General features: G+C 65.2%; 9 protein-coding genes. All 9 read right to left on the bottom strand.

The features are described from left to right. Nucleotides 1-11: 11 nt before the first annotated feature. The 9 genes from ACSQ76_RS00930 to ACSQ76_RS00890 all read right to left on the bottom strand — a co-directional run bounded on the left by ACSQ76_RS00930 (nt 12) and on the right by ACSQ76_RS00890 (nt 12,974). Nucleotides 12-416, bottom strand: a complete 405-nt coding sequence (locus tag ACSQ76_RS00930) for a pyridoxal-phosphate dependent enzyme (RefSeq protein ID WP_437158134.1) — start codon at nt 414-416, stop codon at nt 12-14. Continuing rightward, nucleotides 341-931: a pyridoxal-phosphate dependent enzyme gene (locus tag ACSQ76_RS00925; protein ID WP_437155093.1), complete on the bottom strand. Its 591-nt coding sequence runs from the start codon at nt 929-931 to the stop codon at nt 341-343. The genes ACSQ76_RS00930 and ACSQ76_RS00925 overlap by 76 nt, the downstream gene beginning before the upstream one ends. After that, nucleotides 928-2,127, bottom strand: a complete 1,200-nt coding sequence (locus ACSQ76_RS00920; RefSeq protein WP_437155092.1) for a glycine C-acetyltransferase — start codon at nt 2,125-2,127, stop codon at nt 928-930. The genes ACSQ76_RS00925 and ACSQ76_RS00920 overlap by 4 nt, the downstream gene beginning before the upstream one ends. Nucleotides 2,128-2,215: 88 nt before the next feature. Next, nucleotides 2,216-4,216, bottom strand: a complete 2,001-nt coding sequence (locus ACSQ76_RS00915) for a hydantoinase/oxoprolinase N-terminal domain-containing protein (protein WP_437155091.1) — start codon at nt 4,214-4,216, stop codon at nt 2,216-2,218. Between the two features lie 44 nt (nt 4,217-4,260). Further along, nucleotides 4,261-5,310, bottom strand: coding sequence for a tRNA epoxyqueuosine(34) reductase QueG (gene queG / locus ACSQ76_RS00910; protein WP_437155090.1), 1,050 nt, complete (start codon nt 5,308-5,310; stop codon nt 4,261-4,263). A 60-nt stretch (nt 5,311-5,370) separates the two neighbouring features. Further along, the gene (fzlA, locus tag ACSQ76_RS00905) at nt 5,371-6,036 is read right to left on the bottom strand and encodes an FtsZ-binding protein FzlA (protein WP_306128800.1); all 666 of its coding nucleotides are present in this window, start codon (nt 6,034-6,036) and stop codon (nt 5,371-5,373) included. Between the two features lie 58 nt (nt 6,037-6,094). After that, nucleotides 6,095-6,781 carry a monofunctional biosynthetic peptidoglycan transglycosylase gene (gene mtgA / locus ACSQ76_RS00900; protein ID WP_437155089.1) on the bottom strand — a complete coding sequence of 229 codons (687 nt, stop codon included), beginning with the start codon at nt 6,779-6,781 and terminating at the stop codon, nt 6,095-6,097. Between the two features lie 159 nt (nt 6,782-6,940). Beyond that, the gene (gene gltB / locus ACSQ76_RS00895) at nt 6,941-11,473 is read right to left on the bottom strand and encodes a glutamate synthase large subunit (protein ID WP_437155088.1); all 4,533 of its coding nucleotides are present in this window, start codon (nt 11,471-11,473) and stop codon (nt 6,941-6,943) included. 64 nt (nt 11,474-11,537) lie between these two features. Beyond that, on the bottom strand, nt 11,538-12,974 hold the full coding sequence (locus tag ACSQ76_RS00890; protein WP_437155087.1) for an NAD(P)-dependent oxidoreductase: 1,437 nt from the start codon (nt 12,972-12,974) through the stop codon (nt 11,538-11,540). Nucleotides 12,975-13,038 lie beyond the last annotated feature (64 nt).

Below are 13,038 nucleotides of genomic sequence, written 5' to 3'. Positions count from 1 at the left end.
TTCTGCATGGTCTAGTCCCACAAATCGGTGCTGAGGTATTTGAGGCCGCTGTCGCACATCACGATGGCGATCGTGCCGCCCTGTTCGAGCCCGCCCAGCAGCTGGATCGCCCCGGCGAGGTTGGCCCCGGTGGAATAGCCGGCGAATATGCCTTCGGTACGGGCCAGGAGACGGGCGGCCTCGGCGGCGTCACGACCGGAAACAGTGACTGTTCCGGCCAGATCAGCGGTTTTCAGGTGCGTGAGGTCCGGCATGGAATAGCCGCCTCCCTGGATCGGATGATCGGGTTTGTCGGGGTCGATCCCGTAACAGCGCACGCCTTTTGGTCCAAGATAAGCCGTTACCCCGGCCAGCGTGCCGCCGGAGCCGATGAAGTCGCAAAAGGCGGTGACCGTGCCGCCCGACTGCGCCCAGATCTCTGGCCCGGTGCCCGTCTTGTGCGCCAGGGGTTGCCGGCCCGTTCGAACTGGTCGGCGCGGTAGGCGTCCCGTTCTGCCGTGATCTCCTGCGCGGCGGCGTCGACCAGCGCGAGGTCCGCGCCGGACACCTCTCCCTTGCGGCTGCCTTGCGCCTGCGGGACGAGGATCACCTCCGCCCCCAAGGCGCGCATCATCCGGGCGCGTTCCTCGGAATTGCCCTCGCTCATCACCGCGACGAACGGATGCCCCAGCACGCCGCAGACAATGGCCAGCCCCGTGCCCATGTTGCCCGAGGTCAATTCCACCACGGTCTGGCCCGGCGCGAGGTCGCCCATGGCGCGCGCGCCTTCGACGATCGCCCGTGCCGCGCGGTCCTTCTTGGAAAAGCCCGGCATCAGGTAATCGAGCTTGGCGAGGATGCGGCCATCGAGGTGCAATGTGTCTCTGATACGGCTCAATTCGACCAAGGGCGTCTCTTCCATGGCCTCGATGACGGAGGGCAGGACGGTCATGAAATGACCTCCAGTTCGCGGCCCACGGCCTCGAACGCGTCGATGGCGCGGTCCAGCATGGGCCGCGTCAGGGCGGCGCTCATCTGGGTGCGGATGCGGTCCTGTTCGCGCGGCACGACCGGAAAGCTGAAGGCGGTGACATAGACGCCGCGCTCGTTCAGGCGCCTGGCCATTTCTTGCGCCAGCTTCGGGTCGCGCAGCATGACGGGGATGATCGCGTGCTGACCGGGCAGCAATTCGAAGCCCAGCTGGCCCATACGCTCGCGGAAATAGGCGGCGTTGTCCCACAACCGACCGCGCAGATCGTCGCCGCGTTCCCCCAGCAGGTCGAAGACGCGCAAGGAGGCGGCGGCGATCACCGGGGCAAGCGTGTTGGAAAACAGGTAAGGCCGCGAGCGCTGGCGCAGCCAGTCCACTACCGGCGCGCTTGCAGCCGTGTACCCGCCCGAGGCACCGCCCATCGCCTTGCCCAGCGTGCCGGTCAGGATATCGACCCGCCCCATGACGCCGCAATGCTCATGACTGCCGCGCCCGGTGGCGCCAAGAAAGCCGGTGGCGTGGCAATCGTCGACCATGACCATCGCGTCGTACCGCTCGGCCAGGTCGCAGATCTGGTCCAGCCTGGCGATATAGCCGTCCATGCTGAACACGCCATCTGTGGCAATCAGGCGGTGGCGCGCGCCCGTCGCCTCTTTCAGGCAGCGTTCCAAGTCGGCCATGTCGCTGTTAGCATAGCGATAGCGCTGCGCCTTGCACAGGCGGACGCCGTCAATGATGCTGGCATGGTTTAGCGCATCCGAAATGATGGCGTCCTCGGGGCCCAGAATCGTCTCGAACAAACCTGCATTCGCGTCGAACGCGGCGGCGTAAAGGATGCTGTCCTCTGTCCCCAAAAACCCCGCGATCCGCGCCTCCAGCGCCTTGTGCTCTTCCTGCGTGCCGCAGATGAACCGCACGCTGGCCATGCCGAACCCGTAACGGACGAGCGCATCGTGGGCGGCGGCAATCACCTCGGGATCGTCGGCAAGGCCGAGGTAGTTGTTGGCACAGAGGTTCACCACCTCGTGCCCGCCTTCCAGCGTCACCTCGCCGGCCTGCATCGAGGTGATCACCCGCTCGGTCTTATACAGCCCGTCGTCGCGCAACCCGTCGAGGCGCCCGGCAATATCCGCGTCAAATTTCTCGGCCGCCCGCATGGTACGCTCCCCCTCGCTTTCATCGTTCCTCAAATACTCAATGTAGCATCCGCCGATCACAAGCGCAGCCGTCAGATGTGTGACCCGGTCACGTGGCGATGCGCGGTCGGCCGCTGACCTCCACCGTGATGGTGGCCTCGAGGAACACCTCGCGCGCTTCGGCTTGCGCGGTCCTGATATCGCGGGTCATGCCGGTTTGAAGATGCTCGGCGCCAGCGGCGAGGGCTGTCTGACGTGCATCGGATTTCAACACGTCTATCAACCGCTCCATGGCTTTGTCGGACTCGAAAAAATCTTCCGGCCCGGTTTCCAGATGCACGCGAAAGCGGCCCTCGGCGGGGCTGGTGATGGTGCCCTGCCGCCGGATCGTGACCCGCCCGACCACCGCCCCGATGGCATTGGCGACCCCGGCATGTTCGGGCAGGATCATGTCGCAGCCAAGGCGCACGCCCACCGCCGGATAATAGCTGCCGGCCGAGGCGCCAAGCCCGATCACCGGCACGTTCAGCCCGCTGTCGAGCCGCACGAGGCCGCGATGCCGGTCCAGCCCTTTCTGCATCAGGACATGCCGCGCCAGTTGCGCCGGAGGCAGGCCGAAGTCGTGGTCATCCTCCGCAAAAGCAGTCTCTAGCAAGGCCAAACTTGTCTGTTGGGTCAGTTGATCGACGATCATCTGCGCCATCGTCTGAGGCTCGGGGCACAGGCGCATGCCGTTGCCGGTGCGCTTGCGCCCGACCAGTTGCACGGCCTTGCGCGCGGCCCCGGCATCCCAAGCATCGAGCCGCCCCAGCACGTGACTGGCATCCGAAGGCGTAACGCCCGCGACCTGCACCAGACCCCGCACCACCAGTCGCCGCAACGCCGCGCCGTCCATCCGGTTGCGCAGGACCGCGCCCAGCGGCTGGACCCCGGTGCCGATCCGCTCCAGCAGAGCGGCCTCTTTCGGCCCCAGTCCGTCGGCCTCGATCCCCGGCACGATGCGGATGAAGCGCCCGTCATGTTCGCCCGGCGTGTCGTTGCGCAGCTGGTCGTCCAGCACGGCATGCAGGGCTGCGGGGTCTTCCAATGCGATCAGGCTGACCGGGACCACACGGCGCGGGCCCAACGTGACGCCACCGACCAGCCCTTCGTCGATGACGTGCACCTCGCTGTCGCCGCCCAGGCCGGTGGTGCGCATCGCGACCGCCTCGACCATGGTGCGCCAGGGGCCGACCTGCGCGCCCGCCGGGTCGATCATGGGACGGCCATCGCGCAGCACCGCCACGTCCGTGGTCGTGCCGCCGATGTCCGACACCAACGCCTCGGTAGCGCCGGTCATCCAGCGCGCGCCGACGATGCTGGCCGCCGGACCGCTGAGGATGGTCTCGATGGGCCGCTCCCGCGCCTGCGCGCTGGAGATCAAGGCACCGTCGCCGCGCACCACCATCAGCGGCGCGTCGATGCCGAAGCGGATGAGCGTGGCTTCGGCCTTTTCGATCAGCCGCGCGATCATGCCGATCAACCGCGCGTTCAAGAGCGCGGTCAGCGCCCGCTTGGGCCCATTCAGCTTGGCCGACAGGTGATGCGAGCAGCTGACCGGCTTGGCGGTCGCGGCGCGGATCATCTCGGCCACGCGCAGCTCGTGGCTGGGGTTGCGTGTGGCGAACTGGCTGGCGACGGCAAAGGCAGACACGCCGAATTCAGTGTCTAACCATGCGGAAAGCGCGCCTTCATCCAATGCTGCCGCCTCACTGCCCGCGTGATTGTGCCCGCCACTGAGCACGAGCGCCGGGTCCCCGGCCAGCGCCTCGGTCAGGCCGTGCGTGTCGAGGTCACGCTCACGAAACCCGATATAGACCAGCGCGACCCGCCCGCCCTGCCCCTCGACCAGCGCGTTGGTGGCCAGCGTGGTGGAGAGCGATGCAAGCCCGATCTGATCGGGCGTCACGCCGCTTTGACTCAGCACCGCCTCGGTCGCGTTGCCGATGCCGATGGACAAGTCCTGCCGCGTGGTCAGGGCCTTGGCGCTGGCGATCACTTCGCGCTCGTCGCGCACAAGAACGGCGTCGGTATAGGTGCCGCCGGTATCCACGCCCAGAAGTATCGCCATAATGGTCCCTCTCGTTCGGGGTTCGGTTTACGCCAAACCGCGGGCTAATCGCGCCCGTTTGCGGCATCCGCGAGCCGCTTTACCGCCCATCGCGCCGCATCTGCCACGGTTGGGTCGGGATCGTCGCACAAATCCTGCGCCACCGGCGTCAGACCGGTACGGCCCGAGTTGCCGATGGCATAAAGCACGTTGCGCACGAAACGGTCCCGCCCGATGCGCTTGATCGGACTGCCGGAAAACCGCGCCCGAAATCCGGCATCGTCCAGTTGCGCCAGCTCTGCCAACGGCGGCGCGACGAGATCGTCGCGCGCGTGATAGCGCAGCTCGGTCGCTTCGACCGCGAACTTGTTCCAAGGGCAGACCGCAAGGCAATCGTCGCAGCCATAGATCCGGTTGCCCATCTTTTCGCGCAACTCCTCGTCGACGGGGCCCTTGTGTTCGATCGTCAGGTAGGAAATGCAGCGCCGCGCATCCAGCTGGTAGGGTGCCGGAAAGGCATCTGTCGGGCAGACATCCAGACAGGCGCGGCAGCTGCCACAATGGTCATTTTCTGCCGGATCAGCGTCGATTTCAAGCGTGGTGAAAACCGACCCGATGAAGAACCAGCTGCCCATGTCGCGGCTCACGAGATTGGTGTGCTTGCCCTGCCAGCCCAGCCCTGCCGCCTCGCCCAGCGGTTTCTCGGGCACCGGGGCGGTATCGACGAACACCTTCACCTCGCCGCCCGCCTCCGCGATCAGCCAGCGCGCCAGCCGCTTCAGCCGCTTCTTCACCACATCGTGGTAGTCGCGGTTGCGGGCATAAACCGAAACAGTGCCCACCTCGGGGTCAGCCAGCGTCGCCATCGGGTCGGTGTCGGGCATATAGCTTTCGCCCAGCATGATCACCGATCGCGCCTCTGGCCACAGAACATCGGGCGCGCCGCGCCAATCCGCCCGGTCGGCGAGCCAGCCCATCTGCCCGTGATACCCCTTTTCCAGAAACGCGGCCAACCGCTCGGCCACCTGCGGCACGTCGCCGGGCCGGCACACCCGGCAGAGGTCGAACCCTTCGGCCAAAGCCTGCGCAACCAGTCTCTGTTTCAGCCCATCCATGGCTCTTCTTCTGGCCAAAAATATCCTGGGGTGAGGCCGTAGGCCGAGGGGCAAAGCCCCTCAGAAATCAAGATTGGCATATTGCGACGGCGGCGGGAAACCCGGCACCTGGTCGGCCAGGATGCTGCGGAAGGCCGGGCGCGACTTGATCTTGGCGTACCAGTCCTTGACCACGTCCGAGCGGTTCCAGTCCACATCCGAGATATAGTCAAGGCTCGACAGGTGCGCGGCCGCGGCAAAATCTGCCAAAGTCATCACGTCGCCCGCCAGCCAGCGGCGCCGGTCCAGCAGCCATGCCATGTAATCCAGGTGAAACTTGATCGCCTTGGCGCCCGCCTTGACATTGGTGCTGTCGGGAAAGCCTTTGCCCATGACCTTCTTGTTCACCCGCTCGTAGAGCAGTTTCGACGACACCTCGTGGTGGAACTTGTCGTCGAACCACGCCACCAGCCGCCGCACCTCGTAGCGCCCTTCATGCGCCTTGGGCAGCAGGGCGGGTTCGGGGTACTTGTCTTCGAGGTACTCGCAGATCGGCGTGCTTTCCGACAGGGTCATGCCATCAAGGCGCAGCACGGGCACCTTGCCCGCCGGGTTGCGGCGCAGGAAATCGGGATCGGCCTCCCAGTAGCGTTCCTCGATCAACTCGCACTCGATCCGCTTTTCGGCCAGGCAGAGCCGCACCTTCCGGCAGAACGGGGAAAGGGGAACGTGGTACAGCTTGGCCATCATGACTCCGGGCGGCTTGCGAGAATCTGTTCTTCCATGCCCTCAAACCGCGTCCATTTCAATCCTCGAAACACGACGCGCGCCCGTCGCGGCGAATCGTGGCCGCCCCGTCCATGATGCCGGCGGCGCGCTTGCGGGTGGCATCGCTGGGCTGAGAGGCGGAGCGCTCCTTGGGATTCGGCAGGATGGCCGCCAGCCGGGCGGCCTGCACATCGCTCAGCGCGGCGGGGGCGACGCCGAAATAGTGGCGTGCGGCGGCGTCGATGCCGAAAATCCCCTCGTCGAACTCGGCGACGTTGAGGTAGACCTCGATGATCCGCCGTTTCGACCAGAACAACTCGACCACTGGGGTCAGGGCCGCTTCGAGCGCCTTGCGGGTCCAGCTGCGCCCGTGCCAGAGATAGACGTTCTTGACCACCTGCTGGCTGAGGGTCGAGGCGCCGCGACCGCTGCCGTCTTCCAGCGCATCGCGGATGGCGTTCATGTCAAAGCCCCAGTGCAGACAGTAATTGGCGTCTTCGGCCGCCACCAGCGACCGCGCCATGACCGGCGCCACATCACCGAGCGGCACCCACTGGTGCCGGATCTCGCCCAGGCGGTGGGCTTCCTGCTTCATGTAGAGCGTGTCCGGCGGGGCCCACCAGCGATGCGCCAGGACCGTGCCACAGACGATCACGACGACGATCAGGAAGACGCGCACGACCCAGTTGCGCGCCCACACCACGGGGGCCGCGATCCGATCCATCACCGAAGGTCTGGATTTTCTGCTGCTCTGTTTCCTGGCCATCGCTGCCCGCAATAGTGCAAACCGGGGTCCGATGGTCAATCGGCTCGTTCTTCTGACGCGAAGCATCTCGGCCGAGGGCAGGTCGAGTCCGCCCTCGGCAAGATCTCGATCCAGACCCTATTCCGCCGGAACGGCGCTTTCTTCGATGCCGATCGGGTGCTCCAGCTTGCCCAGCATTTCCTTGGGGCAGACCTGGACGAACTTGTCTTTCTCGGCCTCCCAGTATTGCAGGATCTCGCTGGCCTTGACGCTGCCGGTCTCATCGACGTGGCGTTCGATCAGGCCTTTCAGCTCGCTCAGCCAGTGGATCTCGGTCACCGGGCAAGTCACCACGGATTCCCGGTTGATCAGCTTGTCGGTGGCGCCTTCGGGATCATAGAGGAAGGCCATGCCGCCGGTCATGCCCGCGGCAAAGTTCGCTCCGACCGAGCCGAGGATCACGGCGATACCACCGGTCGTGTATTCGCAGCCGTTGCTGCCGCAGCCCTCGATCACCACCTTGGCGCCGGAGTTGCGTACGGCGAAGCGTTCGCCCGCCCGGCCGGCGGCAAAGAGGTATCCTTCGGTCGCACCGTAAAGCACGGTGTTGCCGATGATGGTGTTATCGGCCGCCTCCAGCGGGCTGACCATGGGGGGGCGCACCACGATGGTGCCGCCCGACAGGCCCTTGCCGACATAGTCGTTGGCATCGCCCGACACCTCGATCTTGAGCCCCGGTGCCGCGAAGGCACCCAGGGACTGACCCGCGCTGCCGGTCAGCTTGACGGTCAGGTGATCGGGTTGCAGCGCGTTGCGCATGCCGAAGTTGCGAACGATATGGCTGCTGACGCGGGTGCCCACGGTGCGGTGCGTGTTCTGCACCGCATAGTGAAGCTGCATCTTCTCGCCATCGTTGAGGAACCGCGCGGCGTCGCGCACGATCTCGGCGTCCAGCGTATCGGGTACCTCGTTGCGCGGCTTGTTGCGGTCATAGGTGATGTGCTGGGCGCCATCGACGGTGATCAGCATCGGGTTGAGGTCAAGGTCATCAAGGTGCGCCGATCCACGGCTGACCTGGGTCAGCAGGTCGGCACGTCCGATCACGTCATCGAGGCTGCGTGCGCCGATGCTGGCCAGCACCTCGCGCACTTCCTGGGCGTAGAAGGTGATCAGGTTCACCACCTTGTCGGCATTGCCGGTGAACTTCTCGCGCAGCGATTCGTCTTGGGTGCACACGCCCACGGGGCAGGTGTTGGACTGGCATTGGCGCACCATGATGCAGCCCATCGCGATCAGGGCGGCGGTGCCGATGCCGTATTCCTCGGCCCCCATCATCGCGGCCATGACGATGTCACGCCCGGTGCGCAGGCCGCCATCGGTCCGCAGGGTGATGCGGTCGCGCAGGTTGTTCATCGACAGAACCTGGTGCGCCTCGGTTAGGCCCATTTCCCAGGGCAGGCCGGCATATTTTATCGACGTGGCGGGCGAGGCGCCCGTGCCGCCATTGTGGCCCGAGATCAGGATCACGTCGGCCTTGGCCTTGGCGACACCGGCGGCAATGGTGCCGACACCGGACTGCGACACCAGCTTGACGCAGACCTTCACATTCGGGTTGATCTGTTTCAGGTCATAGATGAGCTGTGCCAGGTCCTCGATCGAATAGATGTCGTGGTGCGGCGGCGGCGAAATCAGGGTCACGCCTTCGGTCGAGTGGCGCAGACGCGCGATTAGCTTGGTCACTTTCATTCCCGGAAGCTGGCCGCCCTCGCCGGGCTTGGCACCCTGGGCGATCTTGATCTCGAGCTCTTCGCACTGGTTGAGGTATTCCGCCGTCACGCCGAAGCGGCCCGAGGCGACCTGCTTGATCTTGGCGCTGGGGTTGTCGCCGTTGGGTTCGGGCACGAAATGTGCCGGATCCTCGCCGCCCTCGCCCGAGTCGGACCGCGCGCCGATGCGGTTCATGGCGACGTTCAGCGTCTTGTGCGCCTCGGGGCTGAGTGCCCCCAGCGACATGCCTGGCGTGACGAACCGCTTGCGGATCGCGGTGACGCTTTCCACCTCTTCCAGAGGCACGGCCTCGCCCATGGGCTTGATCGCCATGAGGTCGCGCAGGTGAATCGGCGGATTGGCCTGCATCGCCTGGCTGTAGCGTTTCCACAGCTCGAAGCTGGCCTTGTTGCAGGCCATCTGCATCATGTGCATCGTCTGCGCGCCCCAGGCGTGGGTCTCGCCCGATTTGCGGGACTTGTAGAAACCGCCGATGGGCAGCACGTTCTTGCCGCCGCGGAAGGCGGTGGCGTGGATTTCCTCCAGCTTGGCCTGGATGCCGCTGATCCCGATACCGGAGATGCGGCTGGTGAGGCCCGGGAAATACTCGGCGCACATGGCGCGGCTCAGGCCCACGGCCTCGAAGTTCAGACCGCCGCGATAGGACGAGATGACACTGATGCCCATCTTCGACATGATTTTCAGCAGGCCCTGGTCGATCGCCAGACGATAGCGCGCCACGGCCTCGGTCAGCGAACAGTCCAGCAGGCCGCGGTCGATGCGGTCGGCCAGGCTGTCCTCGGCAAGGTAGGCGTTGACCACGGTCGCGCCGGCGCCGATCAGCACGGCAAAGTAATGCGGGTCGATGCATTCGGCGGACCGCACGTTCAGGCTGGTGAAGGTGCGCAGGCCCTTGCGGGTCAGGTGGCTGTGCACCGCGCTGGTGGCCAGGATCATCGGCATCCCGACGCGTGTCTCGCTCACGCCTTGGTCGGTCAGGACGATATGCCCCGAGCCCGAGCGCACCGCATCCTCGGCCTCGGCGCGGATCCGTTCCAGCCCGTTGCGCAACGCGCCGGTACCGGCCTCGAATGTGCAGTCGATCTCGCACACCTCGGCGTTCAGGCAACCCAGCATGGCCTGCCATTGCGCGTTGCCGACAAAGGGGCTTTCAAGAACCATGATCTCGGTCTGGGCGCTCGATTCGTCCAGCACGTTCTTGAGGTTGCCGAACCGGGTCTTGAGGCTCATGACGCGGAACTCGCGCAGGCTGTCGATCGGCGGGTTGGTCACCTGGCTGAAGTTCTGGCGGAAATAGTGACTGAGCGGGCGGTATTTCTTGGAAAGAACCGCGCTGGGCGTGTCGTCGCCCATGCTGGCCACGACTTCCTTGCCGTCCTCTGCCATGGGGGCCAGCACGCCTTCGAGTTCCTCGACCGAGTAGCCGGCGGCGATCTGACGGCGGCGCAGGTCGGTGCCCGAACACGTCGCCGTCTCGGTCACGCCGGCCAGTTGTTCGTCGAGGTCGGTGATCTTGCCGACCCATTCGTCGAAGGGCAGGGCGCGGGCCAGTTTGTCCTTGATCTCGGTGTCGTGGTAAAGAACGCCCTTTTCGGTATCGATGGCCAGCATCTGGCCCGGACCAAGCGCGCCTTTTTCGCGCACGGTGGCCTCGTCGACCGGAACCATCCCGGCCTCGGACCCGGCGATGACAAGGCCGTCGCCCGTCACCACATAGCGCATCGGGCGCAGGCCGTTCCGGTCGAGCCCGGCGCAAACCCAGCGGCCATCCGTCATGGCGAGCGCCGCGGGTCCGTCCCAGGGCTCCATCACGGAGTTGCAGTAGGAATACATGTCGCGCCATGCCTGCGGCAGTTCCTCGGCCTGCTTGGACCAGCTTTCGGGCACCAGCATCGTCTTGGCCATGGGGGCAGAGCGGCCGGCGCGCACCAGAACCTCGAAAACAGAGTCCAATGCGGCGGAATCCGACGATCCTTGGGCGATGATCGGCTTGATGTCCTCGGCCATCTCGCCAAAGGATTGCGAGGCCATGCGGATCTCGTGGCTCTTCATCCAGTTGGTGTTGCCCTTCAGCGTGTTGATCTCGCCGTTATGGGCCAGCATGCGGAAAGGCTGCGCGAGCCACCATTGCGGAAAGGTGTTGGTGGAATAGCGCTGGTGATAGATGGCGAAGTTGGACTTGAAGCGCTCGTCCTTGAGGTCGGGATAGAACTCCGCGACCTGCTCGGCCAGCATCATGCCCTTGTAGATGATGCTGCGGCAGGACAGCGACGCGATGTAGAGCTGTCCGACGCCCGCCGCAGCTGCGGCTTTCTCGATCCGACGGCGGATGACGTACAGTTCGCGCTCGAAATCCTCCTCGTTGATGCCCTTGGCATTGGAAATCAGGATCTGCTCGATCTCGGGACGGGTGGCGTTGGCCTTTTCACCCAGCACGCTGATATCGACGGGCACGTGGCGCCAGCCGTAGATGTAATGCCCCATGCGCAGCACTTCGGTTTCCACGATGGTCCGGCAGGTTTCCTGCGCCCCGAAATCGGTGCGGGGCAGAAAGACCTGGCCCACGGCCAGCAACTGATCCTCGCGCGGCTCGTGGCCGGTGCGGCGGACCTGGTCATAGAAGAACGGTGCCGGGATCTGGATGTGGATGCCGGCCCCGTCGCCGGTCTTGCCGTCGGCGTCCACGGCGCCGCGGTGCCAGATCGCCTTCAAAGCGTCGATGCCGGCCTCGACCACCTTGCGGCTTTCCTTACCGTTGATCGAAACCACCAGACCGACGCCGCAGGAGGAATGCTCTTCCGCTTCGGAATACATGCCGTTCTCGGCCATCCACTTGCGCTTGGCCTCTTCCTGCGAGGCCCAGTTCTCATCGAATTTCGTCATCACTATACCCTTTCAGTGGGTGCGGGCAGGGCCCTGAAACAGTCTCTAATGCGGCGATAAGCGCTTATTCCGCCGCCACCGCCGTTGCGCCGGCGTCCATCTCTTCGAGGATTGCCGCTGCGGCATCCCGCCCGTCGCGGATGGCCCAGACAACCAGACTCGCGCCGCGCACGATGTCGCCCACGGCGTAGACGGCCGGAAGCGAGGTCTTGCCGCTGGTGAACTCGGCCCGGATCGTGCCCCAGCGGGTCACGGTCAACTCGTCCTGGTTCCACAGCGTCGGCAGTTCCTCGGCCTCGAAGCCCAGCGCCTTGATCACCAGATCGGCGGGCTCGTCGTAATCCGCGCCCTCGATTTCCTCGGGGCTTTGACGGCCCGTCGCGTCGGGCGAGCCAAGGCGCATCTGCTGCACCTTCACGGAGGTCACTGGATCGCCGTGGAAGGCCTTGGGCGCGGAAAGCCACTGGAAGTCGACGCCTTCTTCCTCGGCATTCATCACCTCGCGCTGGCTGCCCGGCATGTTGGCCCGGTCGCGGCGATAGAGACATTTGACGCTGGTGGCGCCCTGCCGGATCGCGGTGCGCACACAGTCCATCGCGGTGTCGCCGCCGCCGATCACGACGACGCGCTTGCCCTCGGCGTTCAGCTCGCCGCTTTCGAACTCGGGCACATCGTCGCCGAAACTCTTGCGATTGCTGGCGGTCAGATAGTCGATGGCCCGCACGATGCCTGCGGCGCCCGCGCCGGGGCCGGGCAGTTCGCGGCTCTTGTAGACGCCCGTCGCAATGAGGACGGCAGTGTGTTTCTGGCGGATCTCGTCAAAGGTGATGTCCTTGCCCACGTCGCAGTTCAGCACGAATTCGACGCCACCTTTTTCCAGTTGTTCGACACGGCGCATCACCACGTGCTTTTCCAGCTTGAAGCCGGGGATGCCGTAGGTCATCAAGCCGCCGGCGCGATCATAGCGGTCGTAGACCGTAACCTGCACGCCGGCGTTGCGCAGCACGTCCGCCGCCGCCAGCCCGCCAGGGCCCGCGCCGATGATGCCGACGCTTTCCTCGCGTTCTTGGCTAGGCGCGATGGGCTGCACCCAGCCTTCCTCCCACGCGGTGTCGGTGATGTATTTCTCGACCGCGCCGATCGTGACCGTGCCGTGGCCCGATTTCTCGATCACGCAATTGCCTTCGCACAGGCGGTCCTGCGGGCAGATGCGGCCACAAATCTCTGGGAAGGTGTTGGTGGCCTGGCTGACCTCGTAGGCCTCCTGCAACCGCCCCTCGGCGGTCAGGCGCAGCCAGTCGGGGATGTTGTTGTGCAGCGGGCAATGGTTCTGGCAATAGGGCACGCCGCACTGGCTGCAGCGGCCGGACTGCTCTGCTGCCTTATCGTCGGCGTATTCGGCATAGATCTCGTTGAAATCTTCCCGCCGCGCATCAGCGGTGCGCTTGGTGGGCATGTGCCGCTCGACGGACACGAATTTCAGCATCGGTGTTTTTGCCACGATTCTCTCCAAAGATCGCCTAGGTCCACATGGTTTAGTGCAAGGTCATGGTAAAATAAAGTCA

Source organism: Roseovarius sp. B08 (assembly GCF_051417955.1).
In the GTDB taxonomy this organism is placed as follows: Bacteria; Pseudomonadota; Alphaproteobacteria; order Rhodobacterales; family Rhodobacteraceae; genus Roseovarius.
The sequence above is the reverse complement of the archived record's forward strand: the minus strand, read 5'-3'. Positions and strand labels throughout refer to the sequence as shown.